This window comes from Microbacterium sp. GCS4 (assembly GCF_001262495.1).
GTDB lineage: Bacteria > Actinomycetota > Actinomycetes > Actinomycetales > Microbacteriaceae > Microbacterium.
In genome coordinates this window covers 1247826-1273914 of the sequence record NZ_LGYE01000001.1, presented here as the reverse complement: position 1 = coordinate 1273914, position 26089 = coordinate 1247826, and the positions used below count along the sequence as shown (strand labels likewise).

Below are 26089 nucleotides of genomic sequence, written 5' to 3'. Positions count from 1 at the left end.
GCATGCGGCTGAGCTTCTCCGGTGAGGTCTGGTACTGGCGCGGCCCCGCGCCGTTCCACTTCGTCACCGTGCCGCCCGTCGAGAGCGAGATGATCGGCGAGGTCGCGAGCGTCGTCACCTACGGGTGGGGCATGATTCCGGCATCCGTGACGATCGGCGCCACGACCGTGACGACAGCGCTCTGGCCCAAGGACGGCGGGTATATCGTCCCGACAAGAAGGTGCTGCAGGATCGAGAGGGCATCGGCATCGACGACATGGTCGAGATCGTGCTCGACATCGACGCCTGAGTCCAGCGCCGCCGTCGCGGCGCGCTCAGCGGTCGAGTGAGGCGAACCGCTCGATGTCGCTGTTCGTGCCCGAGACGATGATGAGGTCGTGGTTCGTCACGATCGTGTTGGCCTCGGCGTACCGGAACGGCTTGCCCGGGCTCTTCACGCCGACGACCGTCACCTTGTACTTGCTCCGCACACCGGATTCGTTGAGTCCCACGCCGCGGATGAACTTCGGCGGATACATCTTCGCCAGTACGAAGTCGTCGTCGAAGCGGATGAAGTCGAGCATCCGGCCGGACACCAGGTGCGCGACGCGCTCCCCGGCTTCGCGTTCCGGGTAGATCACGTGGTTGGCGCCGACGCGGGCGAGGATCTTGCCGTGCGACTGCGAGACCGCCTTGGCCCAGATCTGCGGCACCTTGAGGTCGACGAGGTTGGCGGTGATCAGCACGGAGGCCTCGATCGAGGATCCGACCGCGACGACCGCGACCTGGAAGTCCTGCGCGCCGATCTGGCGCAGCGCGTCGATGTTCTTCGCGTCGGCCTGCACCGTGTGCGTGACGCGATCGGACCACTTCTGCACCAGCTCGAGGTTGTCGTCGATCGCGAGGACCTCGCGGTCGAGGCGGTCGAGCTCGCCGGCGCACGCGGCGCCGAACCGGCCGAGACCGATGACGAGGACGGGAGCGTCGCCCCGGAGGACTTCAACCAACGATCGGCCTTTCCACGGGCAGTGAGTAGTACTGCGTTCGCGATGTCGCCGCGACGGCCGCGGCGAGAGTCACTGTACCAACGCGCCCCATGAAGATGGTGGCCGCGAGCACGTACGCCCCCGCATCCGGGAGTTCAGCGGTCAACCCCGACGACAGACCCACCGTGGCGAAGGCGGAGATCACGTCGAACAGGACGTGGCTGATGTCGTCCTTCGTGATCTGCGCGATGATGATCGTCGACAGCGCCACGATCGTGGCGCCCCACGCGACGACGCTGAGGGCGACGCGCTGCACGTCGCTGGGGATGCGGCGGCCGAACGCCTCGACCGACTGACGTCCCTTGGCCTCGGACCACACGGCGATCGCGAGCACCGCCAGGGTCGTGACCTTAATGCCGCCCGCGGTCGACGCCGAGCCGCCGCCCACGAACATGAGCATGCTCGCCGCCAGCAACGAGGAGCCGTTCATGTCGTCGATCTCGATGACGCTGAAGCCGCCGGACCGTGTCATGGCCGAGAGGAAGAACGCCTGGAAGGTCGTGTCCGCGGCGTCCATCGACCCGAAGGTCTTCGGGTTGTCGTACTCGAGGATCAGGAACACCGCGGCGCCGATCACGAACAGCAGCACGGTCGTGACGAGCGTGAGCTTGGTGTGCAGCGACCACTTCTTCACATGCCACACGTGCTTCGCGAGCGTGTAGATCACGGGGAAACCGATGCTGCCGAGGAAGACGCCCACCATGAGCAGTCCCAGCACGAGGTAGTCGTCGGCGAAGACCGCGACCCCGCCCGCGTTCGGGGCGAAGCCCGTATTGGTGAAGGCCATGGCCGCGAAGTACGGCGCCTCCCACAGGGCGGCGATCGGATTCACGCCCGCCATCACGAGCGCGGGGTAGAGGAGCACGGCCAGGGCGCCTTCGATGATGAGCGCCGACACCGCGACCGTCGTCAGCAGCTGACCGACCTCGCCCAGGCGCACGGTCTGGCTCTCGTTGACGACGCCGCCGTGCGCGCGCAGCGGGTTCGTGTCGCCCGCGGCCATCAGCTTCGCCCGCAGGCCCAGGCGCTTGGAGATCAGCATGCCCATGAGGGAGGCCAGTGTGAGCACGCCCAGTGCGCCGATATTGACGCCGATGAAGATCAGCACATGCCCGAAGGGCGACCAGTACGTCGCCATGTCGACGGTCGAGAGTCCCGTCACGCAGATCGTCGACACGGCCGTGAACAGCGCGTCGGCGAGCGGGGTGACCGTGTGGCTCGCCGAGGAGATCGGCAGCGACAGCAGCACCGTGAAGACGAGGATGAGGAGCGCGAAGATGACGATCGCGAACCGCGAGGGCGAGGAGGTGATGATGTGCTTGCCCCAGGAGGCCGCGCCCTCGAGGCGCTGACGGGGAGACGACGCCGAAACGATGCCCGACATCACGTCCCCCTTCGATCCTCGACCCGCCCCGGGGTCGTTCGGCGCCGTTCGCCGAGCCTTCGTCATGGTACTCCGTGCGGGGGACGACTACCCTGAACTCATGACCGACATCTTCGACGTGATCGCGGACGGCACGAGGCGCGACATCCTCCAGCTCCTCCTGCGTCGCACCGCGGACGGCGAAGCCGGCACGAGCGTGAGCCAGATCGTGGCCGACCTGGGCATCAGCCAGCCGACCGTGTCGAAGCATCTCAAGGTGCTGCGCGAGGCCGAGCTGGTGAGCGTGCGCGAAGACGGTCAGCGGCGCTTCTACAGCCTGGCGGTCGCGCCGCTCGAGGTCGTGGACGATTGGCTGGTCCCGTTCCTCGTCGACGCCTACGGCGATGCGGCGCCCGACATCGACTACCCGGGTCAGCCGCTGCCGGATGGAGCGGCACACGCCGCCGAGGTCGTCGGCCGGGCCGCGGCATCCGCCGGTCATTTCGTGACCACAGCCCTCAAGCGCTTCGGCGGCTGACCTTTGCGCATATCGCCCCCGACGACGTGGGGGCGTTGTCGTCGGGGGCGATCGCGCGGGCCCCAGACCCGCGGCGACTCGAACGGTGCCGTGTCGAGTCGTCCTCCGACCGTGGCAGACGAGCCTGAGCGGATCCGGCGCAGACGCTATGTCCCGGCTGAGTCCGAGGGCGAGCTCCGTTCCTGACGGGTCAGCGGCGCGCGGCCTTTCGTCGGAACAGCCACGACCCCCAGGCGACCGCGATCAGGAGGATCACGAGGCACCAGCCGACGGCCCACCACGGCTGCGCCTCCAGGGGCGCGCCGGTCAGCAGACCCCGGATCGTGTCGACTATCGGTGTGATCGGCTGATGCACAGCGACCGGCTGCAGCCAGCCGGGCATGCTCGCGACCGGCACGAAGGCGCTCGACAGATAGGGGAGGAAGAGCAGGATGAATCCGTACCCGTTCGCACCCTCGGGGCTGCCGGCCGCGAGTCCGATCGCGGCGAAGAGGTACGTGATCGCGAGGATGTACAGCGCGATCAGGCCGGCGAGGGCGATCCATCCGCCGAGCGTCGCCTCGGGACGGAACCCGACGAGCACCCCCACTCCGATCACGATCCCGGTCGCGACGAGGTTGCGCACGAGGCTCGCGACGACATGACCCGTGAGCACGGCGCTGGCGCGGATCGGCATGGTCCGGAAGCGGTCGATGATGCCGTTCTGCATGTCGCTCGCGACGTACAGCGCTGTGGACGACGCCCCGAAGCCCGCGCAGGTGAGGATGATCCCGGGCACGACGTAGTCGACGTAGCCGCCGGACGGGTCGATCGCCCCGCCGAAGACCCACGTGAACATGAGCATGAGCATGACGGGCAGCAGGATGGCCATGAGCAGCGATTCGCCGTCGCGCAGCGAACGGCGCAGGCTGCGACCGACGAAGACGGATTCGGCGGTGAATCCGCGCAGGCGCGGGCGGGCCGCGACGGCGGACGACGCGGATGCCGTGAGCGTGACGTTCATGCGTTCTCCTTGAGGGGTGTCGTGTCGGTGAGGGCGAGGAAGACGTCGTCCAGGCTGGGGCGCCGCAGGGTCACGGTGGTGCCCTCGTGCTCGTGCTCGTGCTCGACGAGTCGGTCGAGCGCTCGCCGCAGGCCCGCGATGCTCCCGTCCGTGGGGATCTCGCGCAGGAGCTCGCCGTGGGCGTCGTGCAGTTCGACGGTGTCTCCGCCGATCCGCGACTTCAGTGCCGCGGGGGTGCCGATCGCGGCGATGCGTCCGTCGTGCAGCACCGCGATGCGGTCGGCGAGCTGGTCGGCCTCTTCGAGGTACTGCGTCGTGAGGAACACGGTCGTCCCGGAGGCGGCGAGCGAGCGGATGATGTCCCACAGGTCGCGACGGCTGCGGGTGTCGAGGCCCGTGGTGGGCTCGTCGAGAAAGAGCACCTCGGGGTCGACGACGAAGCTCAGTGCCAGGTCGAGGCGTCGACGCATGCCGCCGGAATAGGTCCGGACCGGCCGATCCGCGGCATCCGCGAGGTCGAAGCGGGCGACGAGTTCGGTGGTCCGCCGCATCGCGGCTGAGCGATGGAGCCCGGCGAGACGCGCGAACATCATGACGTTCTCGGTGGCGGTGAGGGCGTCGTCGACGGCGGCCGATTGTCCGGTCAGGCTGATGCGTCGTTGCACCTCGACGCGCTGCGTGCGGGTGTCGAACCCGGCGACCGCCGCGGTGCCGGAGTCGGCGTCCAGGAGGGTGGTGAGGATGTTGATCGTGGTCGTCTTCCCGGCGCCGTTCGGACCGAGCAGGGCGAACACCTCGCCGCGTTCGACCGTGATGTCGAGCCCCGATACGACCGCATTTCGTCCGAAGCGCTTGTGCAGGCCGCGTACCTCGACTGCTGGGTTCATCGGCTCGTTCCTTTCTTCACGCCGCTCGCGTGTGCGACGTAAACTGTGTATGGGCAACGCAATTGTGTATGAACATAACACACTGTTTACGCGATATACAGACCTAGGATGAGGAGATGGTCGAGAACGAGCCGCCGGAGCTGCCGCGAGGCATCGCGCTCGCGTGGGGCGTCGCTGCGAACCCCCAACGCGGGCCCAAGCGCGAGATGAGCGTGGAGCGGATCGTCGAGGCGGCGGTCGACCTCGCGGATGCCGATGGGATCGGCGCGGTCTCCATGGCCGCCGTCGCCTCCGCGCTCGGATTCACGCCGATGTCGCTGTACCGCTACGTGAGCGCGAAGGATGACCTCCTGCTGCTCATGCAGGAGCATGCGACAGGTGTTCCTCCGGAGGCCACGCGCGCTCTCGAGGGATGGCGGGAGACGCTCCTCGCGCTGTACGCGGAGCAGGTGCTGCTGTACCAGCGGCATCCCTGGATGCTGTCGCTGCCGATCAACGGGTCGCCGATCACTCCGAACAGCTCGGCGTGGCTGGATGCCTCCCTGTCCGCACTGGAGGGCACTCCCCTCACTGTCGACGAGCGCATGGCCGTGGCGCTCGCGGTCACGGGATCGGCGCGATGGTGCGGCATCGTGCAGGCCGGATACACCGAGCAGTCGCGGGGGAGCGGGCTGTCGCCCGATCAGGTCGCCGTGCGCGAGGCGGAGCTGTACGACCGCGTGATCACCGCTGAGGAGTTCCCCGCGCTCCGCGCGGCGATCGACGACGGCGTCTTCACTTCGCCCGCTGACCCGTTCCGGTTCGCGATGGAGCGCGTGCTCGACGGCGTCTCCGCGTACATGGACGCGCTCGATCGTGGCGCGCCGCACGAACGGGCGACGGACTGGATCGCGGTCGATCCGGCGGAGTTCGCGGGGGATCGTCGGGTCAAGGACGCGCAGAAGGCGGTCCGGGAGGCGGAGAAGGCGCTCCGAGATGCGCGCAGAGCCGAGCGCCAAGCGTTGCGAGACGCTGGCGAGCGACTCGCGCGCGCTCAGCGGTCCTCCTGATCGCGCACTCGTTCCCAGATCACAGGAGTCACACGGGTTTACACGCGTCCCAGCCAGCACATAGAGTGTGCACATCCTAGAAAGGGGTACGTGGGATGCCCGAAGTTCCTGATGTCCGGTTCCTGACGGTGGCCGAGGTCGCCGAGTTGATGCGCGTGTCCAAGATGACCGTGTATCGGATGGTGCACGCTGGGGAGCTGCCAGCCATCCGCTTCGGACGGAGTTTCCGTGTGCCGGAGTCCGCTGTCACGGACGCGCTGCAGCGACCGATCTCCGACGTGGGGTGACACCGTTCCGCGCCGTCCGCGTCGAGGTGACAGGACGGGCCGTTCGGTTTGCTAGACTGATCCGAGGCATTTTTCCGTGCCCGTACCCGGGTGTCCGTCACCGTGCGACGCCCAGCCCCTGACTTAGTGAGGTTTCCGTGGGTTCTGTCATCAAGAAGCGCCGCAAGCGCATGGCGAAGAAGAAGCACCGCAAGCTGCTTCGTAAGACTCGCCACCAGCGCCGCAACAAGAAGTAAGCGGCCAGACACTGAGCGCCTGTCTCCGGACGGGCGCTTCGTGTCTCTGCCCCGGTCGTCCCCGTCGTCGAGGAGCTTTCCATGAAGTCGATCACCGTCACCGAACTCGCAGAGCGGTCGAGCACGCCGCTCATCGACGTCCGTGAGGCGCACGAGTTCGCCGCGGGGCACGTCCCCGGCGCCGTGAACATCCCGATGTCCGAGATCGGCAACCGCCTGGAGGAGCTCCCGGCGGAGTCCTTCGACGTCATCTGCCAGGCCGGGGGACGCTCGGCCCGAGTGGTCGAGGCACTCGAGGCGCGGGGCTACGACGCCACCAACGTCGAGGGCGGCACGGGCGAGTGGATCGCGCAGGGACGCGACGTCGAGGTGCCGTCGGCGTGACCACGCTGACGCTGATCGGCAAGCCCGACTGCCATCTGTGCGACGTCGCCTCCGAGATCGTCGACGCCGTCGTCGCCGAACTTCCGGATGCCGCGGCCGAACGCATCGAGATCGTCGAGGCGTCGATCGCCGACGACCCGGCGCTCTACGAGCTGTGGTGGGAGAAGATCCCCGTCATCCTGATCGACGGCGAGTTGCACGCGCACTGGCGCGTCTCGCCCGATCGACTGCGTCAGGCCCTCGAGGAGGCTGTGCGATGAGCATCCGTCATGTCGTGTCGTGGAAGATCGCCGCGGAAGATCCGGCTGTCCGCGCCGAGCAGGCTGCCGAGGTCGTGCGCCGGCTGAACGCGCTCGACGGCGTCGTGCCGCAGATTCAGTCGATCTGGGCCGGCGCGAATGACGCGTACCCCGACACGAACTGGGATGTGACGCTGGTCGCAGACTTCGCGTCGATCGACGAGTTGGAGCAGTACCAGGTGCACCCGGCCCACGAGGAGGTCGTCGCGTACGTGCGATCCGTCGTGTCGGGCCGTGTGGCCGTGGACGTCGAGCTCTGATCCGAGGGCGTCACTCTTCGCAACACAAATGTAACCGGCCGAGGCCCGTCCTCGTTCTGTGTGGCCGGGTCGCGCGTGTTTAGATGTTCTCCTACCCGTCCGTGGGCGCCAGGCCCTCGTCCCCTCAGGAGCTGACATGCAGCGTCGCAACATCATCGCCGGGATCGCCCTCGCGGCGACCGCCACCCTCGCCCTCGCCGGCTGTGCGGGTGGCAGCGGCGGATCCGGCGGCGGCGACGACGCGGCGGACGACCCCTACGGCCTCGTCGAGGCGGGGGCGCTGACGGTCTGCTCCGACATCCCCTACGCGCCGTTCGAGTTCGAGGGCGGCGACAACGGCACCGGCTACACCGGTTTCGATATCGACCTCCTCGACGCGATCGCCAAGAAGCTCGACCTCGAGCTCTCCGTGCAGGACGTGGGCTTCGAGGCCCTGCAGTCGGGAACCACGCTGGCCGCTGGCACCTGCGACATCGGCGCCTCCGCGATCACCATCACGGACGAGCGCAAGGCGAACCTCGACTTCTCCGACCCGTATTACGACTCGCTGCAGTCGCTGCTGGTCCGCACCGACTCCGGTATCGAGTCGATCGACGACCTGAGCGGCAAGAACGTCGGCGTGCAGCAGGGCACCACGGGTGAGGCCTACGCCAACGCGAACGCGACCGGCGCCCAGGTCGTGCAGTACCCCTCGGACGGCGAGCTGTGGCCCGCGATGCAGGCCGGCCAGATCGACGCGATCCTGCAGGACCAGCCGGTGAACCTCGAGCACGAGAAGGCCGACAGCGCCTACAAGATCGTCGAGGAGTACAACACCGACGAGTCCTACGGCTTCGCCTTCGCCAAGGGTGAGAAGAAGGATCTGCTGGACGCGGTCAACGGGGCTCTGACCGAACTGCGCGACAGCGGCGACTACCAGAAGATCTACGACACCTACTTCACCGCGAACTGATCCGAGGGTAGGCAAGGGATCGGGAGGACCTTGACAATGGCGTTGAGGCGCACCACCAAGAGCAAGATCTATCGGTACACCGTCTACGTCCTGCTGATCGCGATCGCCGTCTGGGCTGCGGTCAGCACGGACTGGGCACGGATCTCGCAGCTCTTCTTCAACCCCGAGGTCGCGGTGAAGATGCTTCCGGGCATCTTCACCACGGCCCTGGTGAACACCCTGTGGTTCACGGCGGTGGCGTTCGCGGGCGGGCTGCTTCTCGGCATCCTGCTGGCTCTCATGAAGCTGTCCGAGATCGGGCCGTTCCGGTGGATCGCGACCGCATGGATCGAGCTGTTCCGCGGGCTTCCCGCGATCCTCACGATCTTCGCGATCGCGTTCATCCTGCCGATCGCTCTGGGGATCCCCGGCACCCGGCTCGGCGGCCCGGTCGTCCTCGGGCTCATCGGTCTCATCCTCGTCGCCTCGGCGTACATGGCCGAGACGATCCGCGCCGGCATCCAGGCGGTCCCGAAGGGGCAGACCGAGGCTGCGCGCTCGCTCGGCATGTCGCCCATGAAGACGACGTTCTGGATCGTCGTGCCGCAGGGCTTCCGCATCATCATCCCGCCGCTGACCAACGAGTTCGTGCTGCTGTTGAAGGACACCTCGCTGCTCTTCGTCGCCGGCACGTTCATCTGGTCGAAGGAGCTCACGAACTTCGCCCGTGACGCGGCGACCCAGAACGCGAACGGAACGCCGCTCATCATGGCGGCGATCCTCTACCTGGTCGTGACGATCCCGCTCACGCGCTTCAGCGCGTGGCTGGAGCGTCGGATGGGACGTGCACGATGACCACCGATCTGATCGACGTCCATGCCCCCGCGATCGACGTGCAGGGGCTCGTCAAGTCCTTCGGCGACAACGAGGTGCTCAAAGGCATCGACCTGACCGTCACCGGCGGCGAGGTCGTCTGCGTGATCGGCCCCTCGGGATCCGGCAAGTCCACGCTGCTGCGATCGGTGAACCTGCTCGAGGAGCCGACCGACGGCAAGGTGCTGATCGAGGGCATCGACATCACCGACCCCGACGTCGACATCGACCGTGTGCGCACCCGCATCGGCATGGTGTTCCAGAGCTTCAACCTGTTCCCGCACCTCAGCGTGCTCGACAACCTCACGATCGCCCAGCGACGCGTGAAGAAGCGCAACAAGGCCGAGTCCGAGCGCATCGCGCACGAGATGCTCGGACGGGTCGGGCTGGCGGAGAAGGCCGGTGCATTCCCCGGTCACCTGTCGGGCGGGCAGCAGCAGCGCGTGGCGATCGCGCGGGCGCTGTGCATGAACCCGGACATGATGCTGTTCGACGAGCCGACCTCGGCCCTCGACCCCGAGCTCGTCGGCGAGGTGCTCCAGGTCATGCGATCGCTCGCGGACGAGGGCATGACGATGCTCGTCGTCACGCACGAGATGGGCTTCGCGCGCGAGGTCGGCTCGCGTCTGATCTTCATGGACGGCGGGCACATCGTCGAAGAGGGCGACCCGCGTGAGGTGCTCGCGAACCCCCAGCATCCGCGTACCCAGGACTTCCTCGCGCGCGTGCTCTGAGCCTCGACGTGGCGTGGCATCCGCCGACGCCCCTGAGCAGTGACGACGCCCCTGCCTGCTGACGTCAGCAGGCAGGGGCGTCGGCGCTCAGACGGGGCGTCGGGTCAGTCGACGTCCGGGCCAGTCGACCTCCGGGTCAGTCGACCTCGACGACCTCGGCGTCGGCGGCGTTGCGGCGCACGGAGTCGATCCCGTTCAGCGCCCCGGACTTCGAGGTGTAGCTCTCGCTCGTCGCGATGACCTCGCCGTTGCCCGCCTTGAGACGGAACCGGTACCCGCCGGAGCGGTCGGTGTACAACTCGAACTTGCCTGCCATGGGGCGTCCTCTCTCTCGGTTCGAGGGATCGGCACCCCTCGCGATCACGGTATCCCGGAGTATCGGCTCCGCGGAAGAGTGGCCTTCACGATCCCGCGCGCAGACCCCGTCTGACCATGAACGAGACCGCCTCGTTCATGTTCATCGGGTGCAGCGTGATTCCCGGATGCTGTGAGGGCCAGACCCGGAGGAGCTCGTCGACGAACCCCTGCCCCACGTCTTGCACGCCGGCGAAGTCGATGTCGATGTCGGTGAATCCGGTCATGTCCGTGAGCAGGCGTCGAGCCTCCGAACGGGAGACGAATGTGAGCCCGGTCCCGAACAGCTCGACGCGCGGTCGACTCCGGGAGAACGTCAAGTCCTCGTCCGTGAACTCCTCGAACACGTCACGCAGCGAACGTGCGAGGGGCACGGCGATCTCGACCTCCACGAGTGTGCCGCGCTGCACCTCTCCCACCCCGAGGGCGTAGTCGTCGCGGCGGTTGTCCACGGTCAATCGGATGCCGTTCGCCGACAGTCGGAACAGGGAGACCGCTTTGGATGTGAAGAAGATGCCTTCGCCGGTGTGGCGCTCGGGCCAGGTCGTTCGTTTTCCCTTCGTGAGTTCCGCCGCCGCCTGGAGGTCGCTCTCGAGTCCGATCCCGGTGCGCAGGCGGGCGAACACCCCGACCCCGTCGTCCCTGATCGAGAAACCCAGGAGCGTCGACCGCACCCACACGCGGACTTCGATCCGCGAGCCCTCACTGTGGTCTATCGCGTTGTTCAGCATCTCGGTGAACGCGTAGTTCATGAGTCGGATCGCGTCAGAGGCTTCGAGCCCGAGGGCGGCGTCGAGCTGGGACCAGACGATGGACTCGTCCAACCCGTCCCGCTCGAAGGATCCGCTCCAATCCGCCGGTCCGTCGAGAAGGGAGGGGGTCATCGAGGGCGTGTATCGCGGACCTGCGACGAGATCGGACGTGGCGAATCGGCGATGACCGCCGGGCGTCCGTGTCGATGGAAACGCCCCGCTGTCCGCAAGGCGTCGCAGCGTCTTCTCCGGGATGCCGAGGCGCGCAGCGGCTTCACCGATCCCGACGGTCTCGGGGGGAGAATCTTCGACAAAATCTGCCCTCATGGGAAGATTTTAGGACGAGCGCCCCGGGAAATCTACCCGCATGGGGAGATTTGGGAGATATCGATGCGTCGAATCTGCCCGGAACAGGAGATTCAACGCACCGAACCTCCCCCTCCGCGACCGGTTCAGCCGCGCGGGTGCACCGCCACGGGCTCGGGCGAGATCGCGATGCGCACAAGGTCGCCGAAGGCGGGATGGATGCCGGGAGAGTGCTGCAGGCGCACGAGCTCTCCCGACTCGGTGCGCACGAGCGTGCGACGCATGCTGCCGAGGAACGTGCTCTCCTGCACGAGCGCGTCGGTCGCGGCATCCGCCTCCGAGGCGAAGTGCACGTTCTCGGGGCGCAGGAACACGTCGACCGGGCCGTCGGCCGGAGCCTGCAGGGGCAGACGCTGACCCCATACGACGACGTGGTCGCCCTCGGCGACGCCGGAGACGACGCTGGACAGCCCGACGAACGCCGCGACCCCGGCGGTCGACGGCGTCGTGTACAGCTCCTCGGGCGTGCCGATCTGCTCGATGGTCCCGGCGTTCATGACCGCGATCCGGTCGGACACCGCGAGCGCCTCCTCCTGGTCGTGCGTCACGAACACCGTGGTGATGCCGAGACGCAGCTGGATGCGGCGGATCTCGTCGCGCAGCTGCACGCGCACCTTGGCGTCGAGCGCCGACAGCGGCTCGTCGAGCAGCAGCACCTTGGGCTCGGTGACCAGAGCGCGGGCGAGGGCCACGCGCTGCTGCTGACCTCCCGAGAGCTGATGGGGGAAGCGGTCGGCGAAGTCACCCAGCCCGACCAGGGCGAGGGCGTCGAGCGCCCGCGTGGTCGCCTCCGCCTTGCCGACACCGCGACGACGCAGGCCGAACGCGGTGTTGTCGACCACGCGCAGGTGCGGGAACAGCGAGTACGACTGGAAGACCATGCCGATGTCGCGCTTGTTCGTGGGAACGCGCGACACGTCGCCGCCGTCGAGGAGCACGGCACCGCTGTCGAGGTCCTCGAGCCCCGCCAGCACGCGAAGCAGAGTCGTCTTGCCGCAGCCGGAGGGACCGAGCAGCGACACGAACTCGCCCGGGGCGATGTCGAGGTCGACGCCGTGCAGCACCGTGTTGCTGCCGTAGCTCTTCACGATGCTCTGCAGCTGGACGCGGGTGCCCTCGCCGGCCTCGGCGAGCAGGATGTTGTCGGCGGTCTGGGGGAGGGTCATGAGCGGGCCTTTCCGGTGCCGCGCGCGACGCGGCCGATGAGGAGGAGCAGGACGAAGACGAACGCCAGCGCCAGCAGCGTGAAGATCGCCGGGGCGTAGGGGTCCTGCTTCTGCACGACGACCATGGCCGTCTGGAACACCTGGCGGTTGAGGAGCGAGGCGATCGTGTACTCGCCCAGCACCACCGCGATCGAGATGAGGGATGCCGCGAGCAGCCCCTGACGGAGGTTCGGGGCCAGCACCTTGAGCACGACGGTCGGCCAGCCGGCACCGAGCGAGCGGGCGGCCTCAGCCAGCGTGCGCAGGTCGGCGGCGTCGATCGACGCCTGGATCGACCGGTACGCGAACGGCAGCACGGTGATGCCGTACGCGAACGCGAGCGTCCACGTGCCGGTGCCGAGCGAACGACCGATCTGCAGATAGATCGGCGCGAGCCCGACCACGAGCACGATCGCGGGGATCGAGATCGGAAGCAGCACCGCGAACTCGAACGCGGGCTTGAGCCTGCCGAAACGGAGGTTGACCAGGATCATGGTCGGCGCGAGCAGCAGCAGCACGATCGCGACGGTCACGACCGCGAGGATCAGCGAGTTCCCGAGGCCCATCCAGATCGGACGGATCGCCGCGGACCTCTCGGGATCGAACAGAGCCGCCCAGCGCTCGAAGCCGAGCGTGCCGTCGGTCTGACGCAGCGTATACAGGAACGTCGAGATCAGCGGGATCGCGAAGAAGGCTCCGACGAGGATGCCGATGACCCAGCGCGTCGCGGCGGAGGGAGCGAGACGGTTCACGACTGCCACCTCGCAGCCCGGCGCTGAATGAGGGAGTAGAGGGCCATGACGACTCCGACGATGACGATCATGCCGAGCGCGAGCGCCCCGGCGAGGTTCTCCCGACCGAGCACCGTCTCGCTGGTCAGCGAGGTGCGGATCTGCAGAGGTACGATCTGCGATCCCTGGCTCGCGAGCGCGGCGGCGGTCGCATAGGACGAGAAGGCGTTCGCGAACAGCAGCAGCAGGCTCGCGAGGAATGACGGCGCCAGCACCGGGATGCCGATGCGCAGCCAGAAGCTGGACCGTGTGCCGCCCAGGGTGAGGTTCGCCTCGGCCCACTGCGGCTTCAGCGCGGCGAGCGCCGGCATGAACGTGATGACCATGAGCGGGATCTGGAAGTAGATGTACGGGAGGATCAGGCCGGCCAGCTCGTAGAGCCACGTGCCGTTCTCGTAGATGTTGATCCCGAACGCGTCCTGCAGGAAGAGCTTCAGGACGCCCTGGATGCCGATCGTCGCGATGAACGCGAAGGCGAGCATGACGCCGCCGAACTGCGCGAGCACGCCGGCCGCGGCATCCACCGTCGAGCGCACGGCGCCCTCGGGGTTCATGCCGAGCAGGGCGTAGCAGACGAGGGCGCCGACGATCGCGCCGACCACGGCCGTCAGGAGCGACAGCCATGCCGAGTTGGCGAACGTCGTGAGCACCACGGGGTCGCCGAGGGCCGACACGTTCGTCCAGGTGAAGTCGCCGTCCTTCGTGAAGAACCCGGAGCCGATGGCGAGGACGGTCGGCACGGCGAGGAACAGCAGCACGTAGGCGGCGAAGGGGACGAGTCCCAGCCAGGCCGCGGACGGCGCCGAGCGCGGGGCCCGCGACGACGTCGCAGGCCCCGCGCTGTGCGGAGCGGAGGGGACGGGGGCGGATGCCGCAGCATCCGCCCCCGCTGCGATGGCAGTGGTCACTGGACCGCCGCTGCCCACTTCTCACCGAGCAGCGTGCCGGCGTTCGTCGACTGCTCCTCGGTCGGGACGACCGTCTCGGCAGGGACCTCGGGCAGGGCTGCGGCCAGGTCGGCGTCGATCGTGCCGGCCTCGGTCATGGCGTCCATGCGCGCCGGGCGGGCTCCGCCGGCGAGCCAGAGGTTCTGCACCTCGTCGCTGTAGAGGAACTCCTGCCACAGACGGGCGGCGGCCGGGTGCGGCGCGTCGACGTTCACGGCCTGGTTGTAGTAGCCGGCGTAACCGGTGCCGTCGAACACGACGACCTTCCAGTCCTTGTTGTCGGCGACGTGCGTGGCGTTCAGGTAGTCCCAGTCGAACACGACCGGGGTCTCGCCGCTCGCGATGGTCGCGGTGGTCACGTCGACCTTGAGGAGGTTGCCGGCCTTCTGGAGCTCGGAGAAGAAGTCGATGCCCGGCTGGTAGTCGTCGAGCGTGCCGTCGGACTGGACCGTCGCGAGGCCCACGGCCGCGAAGGCCGCACCTGCCTGCGTCGGGTCGCCGTTGATCGCGACGGCGCCCTTGTAGTCGGCGCCCAGGAGGTCCTGCAGCGACTCGGGGGCCGGGAACTTCGAGGAGTCGTAGCCGATCGACATGTACCCGCCGTAGTCGCCGACGAAGAGTCCGGTGGACTCCTTGAGCGCGTCGGGGATGTCGTCCCACGTCTGCACCTTGTACGGCGCGAAGTGGTCGGTGTTCTGCAGCGCGACCGTCAGGCCGAGGTCGAACACGTCGGGAGCGGTGTCGAGGCCCTTGTTGGTCTCGGCGGCCTGGATCTCCTCGGCGCTGGAGACGTCGGGCGACGCCTCGTTGACCGTGATCTCCGGGTACTTCTCCATGAACAGGTCGATGATCTCGCCGTAGTTCGCCCAGTCGCGGGGCAGGGCGATGACGTTGAGCTGGCCCTCGGCCTTGGCGGCGGCCTCGAGGTCGGCGAACGTGCCGAAGTCCTCGACGGAGGTGGCGGTCGCGGCGTCGACGGAACCCTCGCCGGAGCCGGACGATGCGTCGGCCGCGCCGGAGCAGGCGGTCAGGGCGAGGGCGGCCGTGGTGACCAGGGCGATGCCGGCGCCGATGCGCGCGCGGCGGATGATGCGAGACATGGGTGTCCTCTCGGTGTCCGGCGCTGTGTGCCGGTATTCGGGTTGCGAGAGGAAACTACGGCTCCGAAGTTGCCGATCGTGCGGGGGTGGGTGAACGGTCGGTGTCCGGATCGTGGCCGAATCGGATCACCTCCCTCGGTCATCAGGACAGGTGTGCGCAGGGATGCAGGATGCGCGGCGTCGCCACTCATCGCGGCTGGCGTCGCAGCCGGAGCCCCGCGGTCTGACATCCTGGAGGGATGGACATCGGCAGTGTGCTCGGACTCGAGCAGCTCACCTGGGGCACGCTGATCCTCGTCGTCGTCGCGGCGTTCGCCGCCGGGTGGATCGACGCTGTCGTCGGCGGGGGAGGGCTCCTGCAGCTGCCCGCGCTGCTTCTGATCCCGGGGATCTCGCCGATCCAGGCGCTCGCCACGAACAAGCTCGCCTCGGTGTTCGGCACGGCCACGAGCAGTGTGACGTATTACCGACGGGCGAAACCCGACATCCGCACGGCGTTGCCCATGGCGGCGATCGCGCTCGTAGGATCCTTCGGCGGCGCGGCCGTCGCGACGGTGCTGCCCGCCGCCGCGTTCAAGCCCATCATCGTCGTGGCGCTGCTCGCGGTCGCGCTGTTCACCGCATTCCGCCCGCAGATGGGCGCCGCGACGAAGCTGCGGTTCTCCGGCCACAAGCACTACATCACCGCCGGGGTCGCCGGCCTCGTGATCGGCTTCTACGACGGCCTGATCGGGCCGGGGACGGGCACGTTCCTCGTGATCTCGCTCGTCGCGCTGCTCGGCTACGACTTCCTGCAGGCGAGCGCCAAGGCCAAGATCGTCAACCTCGCGACCAACGCCGGCGCCTTGCTGCTGTTCATCCCGCACGGCGCCGTGCTGTGGCTGCTCGGCGGCATCCTCGCGGTCGCGAACGTCGCAGGCAGCTACCTCGGCTCGCGCATGGCGATCTCGCGCGGGGCGACGTTCATCCGCGTGGTGTTCCTGCTCGTGGTGGTCGCGCTCATCGCGAAGCTCGGCGTCGACGTGTGGAACGAGAACATCGCGCCGGCGCTCGCCGCAGTGCGCTGACACGACGGCGATCCCTGGTCGTTGAGCGAGGAGCGCAGCGACGAGACGAAACGCGGTGAGTCGCACAGGACGTCTCACCGCGTTTCGTCTCGCTCCGCTCGCTCAACGACCGAGGGGAAGGGTGCTGAGGTCAGGCCTCGTCGTCCTCGGGTTCGAAGTCCACGCCGGCCTCGGCGCGCTGCGCGGCCGTGATGGGCGCGGGAGCTGCGGTCAGCGGGTCGAAGCCGTTGCCGGACTTCGGGAACGCGATGACCTCGCGGATCGACTCGGTCTTCGACAGGTGCTGCAGCACGCGGTCCATGCCGAGCGCGATCCCGCCGTGCGGCGGGGCGCCGAACTTGAACGCCTCGAGCAGGAAGCCGAACTGCTCCTCGGCCACCTCGTCGCTGATGCCCATGACCTCGAAGACACGCTTCTGGATGTCTTCGCGGTGGATGCGGATCGAGCCGCCACCGAGCTCCGAGCCGTTGCACACGATGTCGTACGCGTAGGCGAGGGCGGAGCCGGGGTCGGTGTCGAACGTCGCCTCGAACTCGGGCTTCGGTCCGGTGAACGCGTGGTGCACGGCCGTCCAGGCGCCCGCTCCGACGGCCACGTCGCCCGAGGCGACAGCATCCGCCGCCGGCTCGAACATCGGGGCGTCGACGACCCAGGTGAACGCGAACTCGTCCGGGTTCAGGTAGCCGAGGCGACGGCCGATCTCGACGCGCGCGGCGCCGAGCAGCGCGCGGCTCTCCTTGGCCGAACCTGCGGCGAAGAACACGCAGTCTCCTGCCTCCGCGCCGACGAACTCCGCGAGACCGGCCTGCTCGGACTCGGACAGGTTCTTGGCCGCGGGGCCGCCGAGCGTTCCGTCCTCGTTGAACAGGACGTAGGCGAGGCCGCGGGCTCCGCGCTGCTTGGCCCAGTCCTGCCAGGCGTCGAGCTGCTTGCGGGGCTGGCTCGCGCCGCCGGGCATGCGCACCGCACCGACGTACTCGGCCTGGAAGACCCGGAAGGGCGTCTCCGCGAAGTACTCGGTCGCCTCGACGAGCTCGAGGCCGAAGCGCAGGTCGGGCTTGTCGGAGCCGTACTTGGCCATCGCCTCGGCGTAGGTCATGCGCGGCAGCGGGGTCTGCACCTCGACGCCGATCGTCTTCCACATCGCGACGACGAGGCGCTCCATGAGCGCGATGACGTCCTCCTGGTCGACGAAGCTCATCTCGATGTCGAGCTGCGTGAACTCCGGCTGACGGTCGGCGCGGAAGTCCTCGTCGCGGTAGCAGCGGGCGATCTGGAAGTACTTCTCCACGCCGCCGACCATGAGCAGCTGCTTGAACAGCTGCGGCGACTGGGGGAGCGCGTACCAGCTGCCCGGGTGCAGGCGCGCGGGCACGACGAAGTCGCGAGCGCCCTCGGGGGTCGACCGGGTGAGGGTCGGCGTCTCGACTTCGGTGAAGTCCTCGGTGTGCATCACGTCGCGGATCGACTTGTACACGTCGGAGCGCAGACGCAGAGCGGATGCCGCCTGAGGGCGACGCAGGTCGAGGTAGCGGTACTTGAGGCGCGCCTCCTCGCCGACGGTCTCGGTCTCGGCGAGCGCGGTCGACACCTGGAACGGCAGGGGAGCGGACTCGTTCAGCACCACGACATCCGACGCGATGACCTCGATCTCGCCCGTGGGCAGGTTCGGGTTCTCGTTGCCGTCGGGGCGACGAGAGACCTCGCCGGTCACCTGGAGCACGAACTCGTTGCGCAGCGGGTGCGCGATCTCCTCGTCGCGGATCACGACCTGGGCGATGCCCGATGCGTCCCGCAGATCGATGAACGCGACTCCTCCGTGATCACGACGGCGATCCACCCACCCCGTGAGGGTGACGGTCTGGCCGATGTGCTCGGCTCGCAGGGAGCCGGCGGAGTGAGTGCGAAGCACGGAGGATTCCTCCTGATCTGGGAGATGGTGAACCCGCCCATTCTACGGGGGCGCGCGGCGGGAGCCCGGCCGGTGGCATATCGGTCAGTATGATCGGCATCGACGAAAGGGCGCACACATGGACTCCAACGGCATCTCCGACCTCTACGCCTCGATCTTCTCGGGCACCACCGGGCTCATCGCCTTCGTCTTCTACGTTCTCGTCGTGATCGGGCTCTGGAAGGTCTTCACGAAGGCCGGGTACCCCGGCATCCTCGCGATCATCCCGATCGTGAACGTCGTGTTCCTCGTGAAGATCGCCGGGATGTCGGGCTGGTGGGCGCTGCTCTACCTGGTCCCGGTCGTCGGCTGGATCCTCGGGATCATCGTCGCGTTCAAGCTCGGCGAGCGCTTCGGCAAGGGCGGCGTCTTCTCGTTCTTCCTGCTGTTCCTCTTCCCGTACATCGGCTACCTGATCCTCGGCTTCGGCGAGTCGCGGTACAGCAAGGCCTGAGGTGCCTGCAACGAGGCTGCACCTCGTCCGACACGGCGAGGTGCACAACCCGGCGCGCGTCCTCTACGGGCGTCTGCCGGACTACCACCTGAGCCGTGCCGGTCGCGCGATGGCCGCGGCCGCCGCGGATCACGTCGCGGAGCTCGATCGCCCGGTGGCCGCGCTGTACGCCTCACCGCTCGAACGCACGCAGGAATCGGCCGAGCCGTTCACCGAGCGCTTCGGCCTCGTGCCGGAGCTGGATCTGCGGCTGATCGAGCCGACGAACGTGTTCGAGGGCACGCAGATGAAGCGGTCGCTGATGAATCCCCTCAACTGGTGGCACCTGCGGCAGCCCTCGCTGCCGAGTTGGGGCGAGCCGTACACATCGATCGCGGAGCGGATGCTCGGCATCATGGGTGAGGCGTGGGATGCCGCGGACGGCGGCGACGTCGTCATGGTGTCGCACCAGGCGCCGATCTGGATCACGCACCTGCGGGTGGCCGGTCTGCCGCTGCGGCACGACCCCCGCACACGCCGCTGTGCCCTGTCGAGCGTGACATCGTTCGAGCGCGTGGGGGACGTGTGGCGCGAGGTCGCCTACGCCGAACCGGCCGCGACCGGAGGCGCCGTCGACGTCGGCGCGGTCTGACCCCCACTCTCAACAGACCGTCTATTTCTGCCGAACGGCACAGATGGACCCTCCATTCGTGCCGTTCGGCAGAAATAGACGGTCAGTGGTCGGCGGCGATCAGGGACTGGATGACTCCGACGGCGGCGAGCTGCCCGGCTGTCGCGGCCATCATCACCGCGGCCATCGGCCCGGGCAGAGACGCCCGGTGCGCGAGGTCGCCCGCCGCGTAGACGCCGGGGACGCTCGTGCGACCGAAGTCGTCGATCTCGATCGCGCCGGACTCGAGCATCCCGAGGCCGAGCTGCTCGGCGAACGGCGCACGCTGACGCATCGTGCCGGAGGCGACGAAGATCCCGGCGACCTCGTGCTCGGCATCCGCGGTGCGCACCACGACATCGTCGCCCGCGCGGCCCACAGACTCCACCAGCGTGCGACTGACCCGCACCCCGCGGGCCTCGAGCGCGGCGACCTCCTCGTCCGTGTAGGACTCGCCCACCGGCACCACCGTGATCTTGCCGACGATGCGCCCGAGCAGGGAGATCAGGTGCTCCGCTCTGGCGGCTCCTCCGAGGATCGCGATCGGCTTTCCGGCATGTTCGTGGCCGTCGCAGAAGGGGCACGCGTAGGCGCCCTGCCCCCACAGCTCGGCGAGTCCCTCGACCGGGGGCAGCTCGTCGGCGACGCCCGTCGCGAGGATCACGGTGCGGGCGGATGCCGAGGCGCCTCCGGGCAGCGACACGACGAAGTCGCCCGCGACCCCGCCGAGCGCCTGTGCCTCGGCGTCGCGGATCTCGACGTCGGCGTACTCGGAGAGCTGTGCGCGGGCCGTGGCGCGGAACTCGGCGGGCGGCGTGCCGTCGTTCGCGATGACGTTGTGCATGTGCTGCACGGTGCCGTTGCGGTACTGGCCGGAGTCGAGCAGCAGGGTCGACCGGTGCATCCGGCCCAGCGTCAGGGCCGCCTGGAGTCCGGCGGGGCCGCCGCCGATCACGATCGCGTCGTACATGGGATGTCCTCTCGGGGAGTTGCGTTCCCGACCAGTGTGTGACTTCATGTTGACATGAAGTCAAACGCCGAGCATCCGTGGTCCGTCGGCGAGGTCGCGGAGCGGTTCGACCTGCCCACGAACGTTCTGCGTCACTGGGAGTCCGTCGGTCTGCTTACGCCGCCGCGCGACAGCGGCGGTCGGCGTCGCTACGGCGAGGACGAGGTCGTGCGCATCGCCGTGATCCAGCGCAGCAAGGCCGCGGGTATGACCCTCGATCAGATCGCCGTGCTGCTCGACGACAGTGCCCGGGGGCGGCATGAGGTGCTCGAGGGGCACCTGCGGGACATCGACCGGCGCATGGAGGAGATGCGGCGCTCGCGCGAGATGACCGAGCACGCCCTGCGGTGTCGCGCGCATGACATCGCGACGTGCCCGCGGTTCCGTGCGGGCGTCGACGACGTCCTGGCGCGCTTGTGAGCAGCCCATCGTCCGTGGTCTCGCCGTCCTCTGTGCTCGGGGCATAGTCTCCACCCCGATGCCTGTGTCGATGCGACGCAGACGTCGTCGGCAGTCGCGTCTAGCGTGGAGAGATGGACGTTCGAGAGTTCCGGCCCGTCGACCTCAGCGGCATGCGTGCGACCCTGGGAGACGTCGAGCCTCCCACGGTGCAGAAGATCATCGACCACCTCGACGACAACTGCCTGACGTTCCTCGCGCACTCGCCGTTCTGCTGCCTGTCGACGTCGGATGCCGCAGGCACCTGCGACTGCTCGCCGCGGGGCGACTACCCCGGATTCGTGCGCGCCCTCGACCGGCGGACACTGGTGATCCCGGATCGGCTCGGCAACAAGATCGCCGACTCGATGACGAACATCCTCGACAACGGCCACGTGGGACTGCTGTGCTTCGTCCCGGGGATGACCGAGACTCTCCGCATCAACGGCACCGCCACCGTGACGGACGACCCGTCCCTGCTGGCGATGCTCGAGCAGGACCACTCCGTGCCAGACCTCGCCATCGTCGTGCGCACGGAGCAGGTGTATCTGCATTGCGGACGAGCCCTGCTGCGAGCCGGCCTGTGGGACCCCGAGATGCAGGACCTCGCCGATGAGGTGCCGACGTCTGGGCAGATCTGGGCGAGCACCTCGGGCTTCGACCCCTCCGTCGGAGACGCGATCGATGGCGCGATGGCCGGTGCCTACAAGGTGCTGTACTGAATGCGCTCTCGCGAAGGCATGATGCCCCTCGTCGTCAGCGAGATCGTGCGGGAGACCCCCTCGATCGTGAGCGTGCGCCTCGAGTCGCCGGACGGGTCGCCGCTTCCGCCGTGGGTGCCGGGCGCACACGTCGACGTGCAGCTGATCACACGGCACGAACGGCAGTACTCGCTGTGCGGGGATCCCGCCGATGTGGCGGGCTATCGGATCGCGGTGCTGCGCGAGCCGGCCTCGCGCGGGGGCTCGCACTACATCCACTCGTTCCTCCGTGTGGGAAGCCGCGTGTGGGTGCGGCCTCCCCGCAACCTGTTCGCCCTGGATGATGCCTCGTCGTACCTGCTCGTCGCCGCAGGGATCGGCATAACCCCCATCCTCGCCATGGCGCGGCATCTCGCAGCCGAGGGGGCAGACTGGCGGATGGTGTACCTCGTGCGTCGCCCCGACGATGTCGCCTTCGCGGCAGACCTCGACGCCCTCGGTGACCGGATCACCACGCACGCGAGCGCTGAAGACGGCCGGCTCGACCTCGCCCGCCTCGTCTCCGACACCGCGCCGGGCACCGCGATCTACGCCTGCGGCCCGCAGGGTTTCATCGAGGCACTCAGTGCGCTCGACGATGAACTGCCCAGCGGCGGCAGCATCCACATCGAGCGGTTCGAGCCCAAGCCGCGGAAGAATCGGCCCAACGAGGAGTTCACCGTGATCTGCAGCCGATCGCGCATCACGGTGACGGTGCCGGAGAAGCGGTCGATGCTCGACGCCCTGAGAGACTCCGGGGTCGACGTGCAGGGCTCCTGTCTGCGCGGCATCTGCGGGTCCTGCGCGCTGAGCGTGCTCGACGGGCAACCCGAGCACCGCGATTCCCTCACCGCCGACGAGGAGTCATCGACGATCTATCCCTGCGTCTCGCGGTCGATCAGCCCGCAGCTCGTCGTCGACGCGTGAGTCACTCCTGTCCGGCCTACGCATAGGAACCCGCGCGTAAACTGGGAATCGTGCCACTCGCCTCGACGGACAGTCCGATCCGCAGCGGCCGCCCCTCCCGCATCCGGCGCTCTCGCCGTGCGGTCGGTGCCGCGCTCGCCGCGGTGCTCGCCATCGGCTTGAGCGCCTGCGCGCCCGATGCGGTCAGCGACTCGTTCCTCAGCGGCGACAACACCGGCTACGTGGCGGCCGACGGAGCCATCGTCGAGATCCCGGTCGCCGAGCGCGGCGAGCCCGTCGTGTTCGGCGGCGTCACCGAGGACGGCGAGGACTTCGACAGCGCCGACATCGCCGACAAGGTCACGGTCGTGAACTTCTGGTACGCCGGCTGCGCCCCCTGCCGTCTCGAGGCGAAGGACCTCGAGACCGTGTGGCAGGAGCAGGGCGGAGACGACGTCGCTTTCGTCGGCATCAACACCCGCGACCAGCCCGACACCGCCAAGGCGTTCTCCGCCGAGTTCGGCGTCACGTATCCGAGCCTGATCGACGTCGACACCGCCGAGGCGAAGCTCGCATTCGCGTCGGCCGTGCCGATCCAGGCGACGCCCACCACGCTCGTGCTCGACAAGCAGGGACGCGTCGCCGCGAAGATCATCGGCCCGATCGACGGCACCTCCATCCTCTCGACGCTCGTCAAGGACGCGCTGGCGGAGGACTCGTGAGTCCGGCGGGGACGCCGTGAACCCCGAAGCCGTCATCTACTCGGGTGCCCTGTGGCTCGCGGTTCCCGTCGCGATGCTCGCGGGTCTCGTCTCGTTCCTGTCGCCCTGCGTGCTCCCGCTCGTGCCCGGCTACCTCGGCTTCCTCGGGGGCGCGGTCACCCCGCGCGGTGGATCGGGGACGGCGGATGCTGCCGCGTCGACGACCCCCGGTCGGGGGCGCCTCGTGCTGGGAGTCCTGCTCTTCATCCTCGGCTTCAGCATCGTGTTCGTCGCGATCACCGCGCTCGGCGGCGTCGCGAACGTGTTCCTGATCGAGTGGGGTGAGCTGATCACCCGGATCCTCGGCGCCGTGATCATCCTCATGGGCCTGGTATTCCTCGGACTCTTCGGCTTCGCCCAGCGCGAGCTCCGCTTCCACGTCGACTCGAAGTACGGCGTCATCGGCGCTCCGCTCCTCGGCATCGCCCTCGGCATCGGGTGGGCACCGTGCCTCGGCCCCACGCTGACCGCGATCTTCGCCCTGTCGTTCAACGCAGGCGACCCGGTGCGCGCCGGATTCCTCGGCCTCGCGTACTCGCTGGGCCTCGGCATCCCGTTCCTGCTCGTCGCGCTCGGCTTCGGGTGGGCGACGAAAGCGATCGGGTTCCTCCGCCGACACATCCGCATCGTCAACATCATCGGCGGTGTGCTGCTGATCCTGCTGGGCGTGCTGATGGTGACCGGCCTGTGGACCGACATCATGTCTCGACTGACGGCGGTGATGGGCAGTGTCCTCCTCCCGCTCTGATCAGAAGCCGACGCACCGGAAGGACTCCGTGAGCACCAAAGACGACCGGTCCAGCGACCCGCTCCGCCCGTCCGACCACGTCGACGGCAGCGACGACTCGATCACCCAGCCGCGCCTCGGGTTCGTGGGCTGGTTGCGCTGGGGCTGGCGTCAGCTGACCTCGATGCGCACCGCGCTGATCCTGCTGCTGGTGCTGGCGATCGCGGCGATCCCCGGCTCGATCTTCCCGCAGCGCATGGCCGACCCGAACGGCGTCACGCAGTGGCAGCGCGACAACCCCGACCTCTTCCCGGTGCTCGACGGCCTGAAGATGTTCGACGTGTACCTGTCGCCGTGGTTCTCGGCGATCTACCTGCTGCTGTTCACGTCGCTCGTGGGCTGCGTGATCCCGCGCATCAAACACCACGCGAAGGCGCTCCGTGCTCGGCCGCCCCGCACCCCGGCCCGGCTGAAGCGCCTCGCGGACTTCCGCGCGGTCGAGCGCACATCGACGGATGCCGCGGCAGACGCCGCCGCGACGATCGACGTCGCTCAGAAGCAGCTCAAGGCTCTGGGCTACCGCGTCGAGCGGTACGACGACAAGCGGTCGTCGTCGGTCTCCGCGGAGCGCGGCTACTGGCGCGAGACGGGCAACCTGCTGTTCCACCTCGCTCTCGTGGGCGTGCTCATCACGATCGGTGTCGGCGGCGGGTTCGCCTATACCGGCCAGCGTGTGCTCGTCGAAGGGGAGACCTTCGCGAACACGCTGCTCGACTACGACTCGATGAACCGCGGACGGTTCGTCGGCGATGGCGCCCTCGCCCCGTACTCGATGCGCCTCGACAGCTTCGACGTGAGCTATCAGCCGTTCGGGGAGCCGGGCTCCGGCCAGGCCGGGAACTTCTCGGCGAACGTCACCGTGCAGGAGAACGGCGAGGATCGCACGGGCGCCGTCAAGGTGAACGAGCCGCTCGCGGTCGCCGACGACAACGTCTTCCTGCTCGGCAACGGCTACGCACCCACCATCACGGTGCGCAACGCCGACGGCGACGTCGTGTTCACGAACAGCACCCCGTTCCTGCCGCAGGACAACAACATGACCTCGCTGGGCGTCATCAAGATCCCGGACGGGCTCGCGGAGCAGATCGGCCTCGTCGGCTTCTTCTACCCGACCACCGGTGTGCTCGACACCGGCGCGTTCTTCTCGGCGTACCCGGATCTCACCAACCCGACGCTCACTCTCGACGTGTACTCGGGCGACCTCGGCATCGACGACGGCGTGCCGCGCTCGGTGTACGTGCTCGACACCGACGGGATGACCAAGGTCACCGGCCGCGGCACCGATCTGGAGTCGATCGAACTCGCGCCGGGCGAGACCGCAGATCTGCCGAACGGCCTCGGCACCGTCACGTTCGAGGACGAGTCGCCGGACGGCGCGACCGACGCCTCGCAGTCGGTCAAGCGCTTCGCCTCGCTGCAGATCCACCGTGACGCCTCGGGCCCGTGGGTGCTCGGCTTCGCCCTGCTCGCCCTCGGCGGCCTCATGCTCGCGCTGTTCGTGCCGCGGCGGCGCGTGTGGGTCAAGGCCACGCCGCGCGACGGCGCGGTCGCGCTGGAGTACGCGGGGCTCGCTCGCGGCGAGGACCCGACGCTCGCGCTCGCGGTGGACGACCTCGTCGCCGGACACGCGCGCCTGCTCGACGCGGCCGGCGTCACGACCGCGGTTCCCGAGACGGACGACGAGGGTGCGGAGGGCGTTTCGTCTCGCTCCGCTCGCTCAACGACCGGGGCCGAGGGTGCGGGGGGCGTGTCGTCCGACTCCAGCCGCTCGACGAGCGGATCCGAGGGTGCGGAGGGCGTTTCGTCTCGCTCCGCTCGCTCAACGACCGGGGCCGAGGGTGCGGGGGGCGTGTCGTCCGACTCCAGCCGCTCGACGACCGGATCCGAGGGTGCGGAGGGCGTTTCGTCTCGCTCCGCTCGCTCAACGACCGGAGCCGAGGGGC

The 26089-nt window shown here is 68.5% G+C and carries 31 protein-coding genes and 2 pseudogenes; 20 read left to right on the top strand and 13 right to left on the bottom strand.

The genetic code is table 11. The features are described from left to right. Positions 1 to 2 precede the first annotated feature (2 nt). Positions 3 to 329 (top strand): DUF1905 domain-containing protein, encoded by a 327-nt coding sequence (locus AKH00_RS17605; protein ID WP_235556699.1) that lies wholly within the window; start codon positions 3 to 5, stop codon positions 327 to 329. Here AKH00_RS17605 and AKH00_RS06205 read toward each other — a convergent pair. Both AKH00_RS06205 and AKH00_RS06200 read right to left on the bottom strand, forming a co-directional pair. Next, positions 315 to 986 (bottom strand): potassium channel family protein, encoded by a 672-nt coding sequence (locus AKH00_RS06205; protein ID WP_050721759.1) that lies wholly within the window; start codon positions 984 to 986, stop codon positions 315 to 317. The two genes, AKH00_RS17605 and AKH00_RS06205, sit on opposite strands and share 15 nt — an antisense overlap. Next, positions 979 to 2409, bottom strand: a complete 1431-nt coding sequence (locus tag AKH00_RS06200; RefSeq protein WP_050721758.1) for a TrkH family potassium uptake protein — start codon at positions 2407 to 2409, stop codon at positions 979 to 981. The genes AKH00_RS06205 and AKH00_RS06200 overlap by 8 nt, the downstream gene beginning before the upstream one ends. A 100-nt stretch (positions 2410 to 2509) precedes the next feature. On the opposite strand from AKH00_RS06200, the gene AKH00_RS06195 reads away from it, so the two are divergent. Further along, a complete protein-coding gene (locus AKH00_RS06195) occupies positions 2510 to 2926 on the top strand; it encodes an ArsR/SmtB family transcription factor (RefSeq protein WP_050722083.1) in 417 nt (138 codons plus the stop codon). Positions 2927 to 3116: 190 nt separating this feature from the next. On the opposite strand, the gene AKH00_RS06190 is transcribed toward AKH00_RS06195, so the two are convergent. Together AKH00_RS06190 and AKH00_RS06185 are read right to left on the bottom strand one after the other, a co-directional pair. After that, positions 3117 to 3929 carry an ABC transporter permease gene (locus AKH00_RS06190; protein WP_050721757.1) on the bottom strand — a complete coding sequence of 271 codons (813 nt, stop codon included), beginning with the start codon at positions 3927 to 3929 and terminating at the stop codon, positions 3117 to 3119. After that, complete coding sequence (locus AKH00_RS06185; RefSeq protein WP_050721756.1) at positions 3926 to 4816, bottom strand: ATP-binding cassette domain-containing protein; 891 nt, start codon at positions 4814 to 4816, stop codon at positions 3926 to 3928. Before AKH00_RS06185 ends, AKH00_RS06190 begins: the two co-directional genes overlap by 4 nt. Before the next feature lie 116 nt (positions 4817 to 4932). On the opposite strand from AKH00_RS06185, the gene AKH00_RS06180 reads away from it, so the two are divergent. The 9 genes from AKH00_RS06180 to AKH00_RS06145 all read left to right on the top strand — a co-directional run bounded on the left by AKH00_RS06180 (position 4933) and on the right by AKH00_RS06145 (position 9869). After that, positions 4933 to 5865, top strand: coding sequence for a TetR/AcrR family transcriptional regulator (locus AKH00_RS06180; protein WP_050721755.1), 933 nt, complete (start codon positions 4933 to 4935; stop codon positions 5863 to 5865). 95 nt (positions 5866 to 5960) lie between these two features. Then, positions 5961 to 6152 (top strand): helix-turn-helix domain-containing protein, encoded by a 192-nt coding sequence (locus AKH00_RS06175; RefSeq protein ID WP_050721754.1) that lies wholly within the window; start codon positions 5961 to 5963, stop codon positions 6150 to 6152. 137 nt (positions 6153 to 6289) lie between these two features. Beyond that, positions 6290 to 6388, top strand: a complete 99-nt coding sequence (locus AKH00_RS17600) for a 30S ribosomal protein bS22 (protein WP_003792170.1) — start codon at positions 6290 to 6292, stop codon at positions 6386 to 6388. Positions 6389 to 6469: 81 nt separating this feature from the next. Next, complete coding sequence (locus AKH00_RS06170; RefSeq protein ID WP_050721753.1) at positions 6470 to 6772, top strand: rhodanese-like domain-containing protein; 303 nt, start codon at positions 6470 to 6472, stop codon at positions 6770 to 6772. Beyond that, complete coding sequence (locus AKH00_RS06165) at positions 6769 to 7032, top strand: glutaredoxin family protein (protein WP_050721752.1); 264 nt, start codon at positions 6769 to 6771, stop codon at positions 7030 to 7032. The genes AKH00_RS06170 and AKH00_RS06165 overlap by 4 nt, the downstream gene beginning before the upstream one ends. Beyond that, complete coding sequence (locus AKH00_RS06160; RefSeq protein ID WP_050721751.1) at positions 7029 to 7331, top strand: Dabb family protein; 303 nt, start codon at positions 7029 to 7031, stop codon at positions 7329 to 7331. The genes AKH00_RS06165 and AKH00_RS06160 overlap by 4 nt, the downstream gene beginning before the upstream one ends. Positions 7332 to 7467: 136 nt before the next feature. After that, complete coding sequence (locus AKH00_RS06155; RefSeq protein ID WP_050721750.1) at positions 7468 to 8283, top strand: transporter substrate-binding domain-containing protein; 816 nt, start codon at positions 7468 to 7470, stop codon at positions 8281 to 8283. A gap of 36 nt (positions 8284 to 8319) precedes the next feature. Further along, positions 8320 to 9117 carry an amino acid ABC transporter permease gene (locus tag AKH00_RS06150; RefSeq protein WP_050721749.1) on the top strand — a complete coding sequence of 266 codons (798 nt, stop codon included), beginning with the start codon at positions 8320 to 8322 and terminating at the stop codon, positions 9115 to 9117. Then, a complete protein-coding gene (locus AKH00_RS06145) occupies positions 9114 to 9869 on the top strand; it encodes an amino acid ABC transporter ATP-binding protein (protein WP_050721748.1) in 756 nt (251 codons plus the stop codon). The genes AKH00_RS06150 and AKH00_RS06145 overlap by 4 nt, the downstream gene beginning before the upstream one ends. A gap of 136 nt (positions 9870 to 10005) precedes the next feature. Here AKH00_RS06145 and AKH00_RS06140 read toward each other — a convergent pair whose 3' ends face one another. The 7 genes and pseudogenes from AKH00_RS06140 to AKH00_RS06115 form a co-directional block, all read right to left on the bottom strand. Next, positions 10006 to 10185: a YegP family protein gene (locus AKH00_RS06140; protein WP_050721747.1), complete on the bottom strand. Its 180-nt coding sequence runs from the start codon at positions 10183 to 10185 to the stop codon at positions 10006 to 10008. An 85-nt stretch (positions 10186 to 10270) separates the two neighbouring features. Beyond that, the gene (locus AKH00_RS06135) at positions 10271 to 11107 is read right to left on the bottom strand and encodes an STAS-like domain-containing protein (RefSeq protein WP_050721746.1); all 837 of its coding nucleotides are present in this window, start codon (positions 11105 to 11107) and stop codon (positions 10271 to 10273) included. Positions 11108 to 11143: 36 nt separating this feature from the next. Beyond that, a pseudogene (locus AKH00_RS18445) lies at positions 11144 to 11302 on the bottom strand (MerR family DNA-binding transcriptional regulator); the annotation flags it as partial. Between the two features lie 125 nt (positions 11303 to 11427). Next, positions 11428 to 12507 (bottom strand): ABC transporter ATP-binding protein, encoded by a 1080-nt coding sequence (locus AKH00_RS06130; RefSeq protein ID WP_050721745.1) that lies wholly within the window; start codon positions 12505 to 12507, stop codon positions 11428 to 11430. Beyond that, positions 12504 to 13298, bottom strand: coding sequence for an ABC transporter permease (locus AKH00_RS06125; protein WP_050721744.1), 795 nt, complete (start codon positions 13296 to 13298; stop codon positions 12504 to 12506). Before AKH00_RS06125 ends, AKH00_RS06130 begins: the two co-directional genes overlap by 4 nt. After that, a complete protein-coding gene (locus tag AKH00_RS06120; RefSeq protein ID WP_442922368.1) occupies positions 13295 to 14245 on the bottom strand; it encodes an ABC transporter permease in 951 nt (316 codons plus the stop codon). The genes AKH00_RS06125 and AKH00_RS06120 overlap by 4 nt, the downstream gene beginning before the upstream one ends. Further along, positions 14242 to 15384, bottom strand: coding sequence for an ABC transporter substrate-binding protein (locus tag AKH00_RS06115; protein WP_050721742.1), 1143 nt, complete (start codon positions 15382 to 15384; stop codon positions 14242 to 14244). The genes AKH00_RS06120 and AKH00_RS06115 overlap by 4 nt, the downstream gene beginning before the upstream one ends. Positions 15385 to 15623: 239 nt before the next feature. Here AKH00_RS06115 and AKH00_RS06110 point away from each other — a divergent pair, with 239 nt between their 5' ends. Next, complete coding sequence (locus tag AKH00_RS06110) at positions 15624 to 16451, top strand: sulfite exporter TauE/SafE family protein (protein ID WP_050721741.1); 828 nt, start codon at positions 15624 to 15626, stop codon at positions 16449 to 16451. A gap of 130 nt (positions 16452 to 16581) precedes the next feature. Here AKH00_RS06110 and aspS read toward each other — a convergent pair whose 3' ends face one another. Further along, positions 16582 to 18363, bottom strand: coding sequence for an aspartate--tRNA ligase (gene aspS / locus AKH00_RS06105; protein ID WP_050721740.1), 1782 nt, complete (start codon positions 18361 to 18363; stop codon positions 16582 to 16584). Positions 18364 to 18481: 118 nt separating this feature from the next. On the opposite strand from aspS, the gene AKH00_RS06100 reads away from it, so the two are divergent. Beyond that, positions 18482 to 18856, top strand: coding sequence for a DUF5684 domain-containing protein (locus AKH00_RS06100; RefSeq protein WP_050721739.1), 375 nt, complete (start codon positions 18482 to 18484; stop codon positions 18854 to 18856). Between the two features lies 1 nt (position 18857). Beyond that, entirely contained in the window at positions 18858 to 19487 is a 630-nt protein-coding gene (locus AKH00_RS06095; RefSeq protein WP_050721738.1) for a histidine phosphatase family protein, read from the top strand. Between the two features lie 82 nt (positions 19488 to 19569). On the opposite strand, the gene AKH00_RS06090 is transcribed toward AKH00_RS06095, so the two are convergent. Beyond that, positions 19570 to 20475, bottom strand: a complete 906-nt coding sequence (locus tag AKH00_RS06090; protein WP_050721737.1) for an NAD(P)/FAD-dependent oxidoreductase — start codon at positions 20473 to 20475, stop codon at positions 19570 to 19572. Positions 20476 to 20529: 54 nt separating this feature from the next. Between AKH00_RS06090 and AKH00_RS06085 the strand changes: the two genes are divergently transcribed. From AKH00_RS06085 to resB, 6 genes and pseudogenes are all read left to right on the top strand, one after another. Beyond that, on the top strand, positions 20530 to 20934 hold the full coding sequence (locus AKH00_RS06085) for a MerR family transcriptional regulator (protein WP_050721736.1): 405 nt from the start codon (positions 20530 to 20532) through the stop codon (positions 20932 to 20934). Between the two features lie 113 nt (positions 20935 to 21047). Continuing rightward, complete coding sequence (locus AKH00_RS06080) at positions 21048 to 21674, top strand: MSMEG_1061 family FMN-dependent PPOX-type flavoprotein (RefSeq protein ID WP_082297432.1); 627 nt, start codon at positions 21048 to 21050, stop codon at positions 21672 to 21674. Beyond that, positions 21675 to 22619, top strand: a complete 945-nt coding sequence (locus tag AKH00_RS06075) for a PDR/VanB family oxidoreductase (RefSeq protein ID WP_050721735.1) — start codon at positions 21675 to 21677, stop codon at positions 22617 to 22619. Between the two features lie 50 nt (positions 22620 to 22669). After that, positions 22670 to 23320, top strand: coding sequence for a TlpA family protein disulfide reductase (locus AKH00_RS06070; protein WP_082297430.1), 651 nt, complete (start codon positions 22670 to 22672; stop codon positions 23318 to 23320). A 16-nt stretch (positions 23321 to 23336) separates the two neighbouring features. Further along, positions 23337 to 24107 carry a cytochrome c biogenesis CcdA family protein gene (locus tag AKH00_RS06065; protein ID WP_050721734.1) on the top strand — a complete coding sequence of 257 codons (771 nt, stop codon included), beginning with the start codon at positions 23337 to 23339 and terminating at the stop codon, positions 24105 to 24107. Continuing rightward, positions 24088 to 25869, top strand: a pseudogene (gene resB, locus AKH00_RS06060) (cytochrome c biogenesis protein ResB); the annotation flags it as partial. The gene AKH00_RS06065 and the pseudogene resB, both read left to right, overlap by 20 nt. Positions 25870 to 26089 lie beyond the last annotated feature (220 nt).

Bases quoted from the DNA above. Each gene is read 5' to 3' on its own strand.
- AKH00_RS17605 (WP_235556699.1), top strand. From the start codon at position 3: ATGCGGCTGAGCTTCTCCGGTGAGGTCTGGTACTGGCGCGGCCCCGCG.
- AKH00_RS06200 (WP_050721758.1), bottom strand. From the start codon at position 2,409: ATGTCGGGCATCGTTTCGGCGTCGTCTCCCCGTCAGCGCCTCGAGGGC.
- AKH00_RS06195 (WP_050722083.1), top strand. From the start codon at position 2,510: ATGACCGACATCTTCGACGTGATCGCGGACGGCACGAGGCGCGACATC.
- AKH00_RS06190 (WP_050721757.1), bottom strand. From the start codon at position 3,929: ATGAACGTCACGCTCACGGCATCCGCGTCGTCCGCCGTCGCGGCCCGC.
- AKH00_RS06185 (WP_050721756.1), bottom strand. From the start codon at position 4,816: ATGAACCCAGCAGTCGAGGTACGCGGCCTGCACAAGCGCTTCGGACGA.
- AKH00_RS06180 (WP_050721755.1), top strand. From the start codon at position 4,933: ATGGTCGAGAACGAGCCGCCGGAGCTGCCGCGAGGCATCGCGCTCGCG.
- AKH00_RS06175 (WP_050721754.1), top strand. From the start codon at position 5,961: ATGCCCGAAGTTCCTGATGTCCGGTTCCTGACGGTGGCCGAGGTCGCC.
- AKH00_RS06170 (WP_050721753.1), top strand. From the start codon at position 6,470: ATGAAGTCGATCACCGTCACCGAACTCGCAGAGCGGTCGAGCACGCCG.
- AKH00_RS06160 (WP_050721751.1), top strand. From the start codon at position 7,029: ATGAGCATCCGTCATGTCGTGTCGTGGAAGATCGCCGCGGAAGATCCG.
- AKH00_RS06155 (WP_050721750.1), top strand. From the start codon at position 7,468: ATGCAGCGTCGCAACATCATCGCCGGGATCGCCCTCGCGGCGACCGCC.
- AKH00_RS06150 (WP_050721749.1), top strand. From the start codon at position 8,320: ATGGCGTTGAGGCGCACCACCAAGAGCAAGATCTATCGGTACACCGTC.
- AKH00_RS06145 (WP_050721748.1), top strand. From the start codon at position 9,114: ATGACCACCGATCTGATCGACGTCCATGCCCCCGCGATCGACGTGCAG.
- AKH00_RS06140 (WP_050721747.1), bottom strand. From the start codon at position 10,185: ATGGCAGGCAAGTTCGAGTTGTACACCGACCGCTCCGGCGGGTACCGG.
- AKH00_RS06135 (WP_050721746.1), bottom strand. From the start codon at position 11,107: ATGACCCCCTCCCTTCTCGACGGACCGGCGGATTGGAGCGGATCCTTC.
- AKH00_RS06130 (WP_050721745.1), bottom strand. From the start codon at position 12,507: ATGACCCTCCCCCAGACCGCCGACAACATCCTGCTCGCCGAGGCCGGC.
- AKH00_RS06115 (WP_050721742.1), bottom strand. From the start codon at position 15,384: ATGTCTCGCATCATCCGCCGCGCGCGCATCGGCGCCGGCATCGCCCTG.
- AKH00_RS06110 (WP_050721741.1), top strand. From the start codon at position 15,624: ATGGACATCGGCAGTGTGCTCGGACTCGAGCAGCTCACCTGGGGCACG.
- AKH00_RS06100 (WP_050721739.1), top strand. From the start codon at position 18,482: ATGGACTCCAACGGCATCTCCGACCTCTACGCCTCGATCTTCTCGGGC.
- AKH00_RS06090 (WP_050721737.1), bottom strand. From the start codon at position 20,475: ATGTACGACGCGATCGTGATCGGCGGCGGCCCCGCCGGACTCCAGGCG.
- AKH00_RS06085 (WP_050721736.1), top strand. From the start codon at position 20,530: ATGAAGTCAAACGCCGAGCATCCGTGGTCCGTCGGCGAGGTCGCGGAG.
- AKH00_RS06080 (WP_082297432.1), top strand. From the start codon at position 21,048: ATGGACGTTCGAGAGTTCCGGCCCGTCGACCTCAGCGGCATGCGTGCG.
- AKH00_RS06075 (WP_050721735.1), top strand. From the start codon at position 21,675: ATGCGCTCTCGCGAAGGCATGATGCCCCTCGTCGTCAGCGAGATCGTG.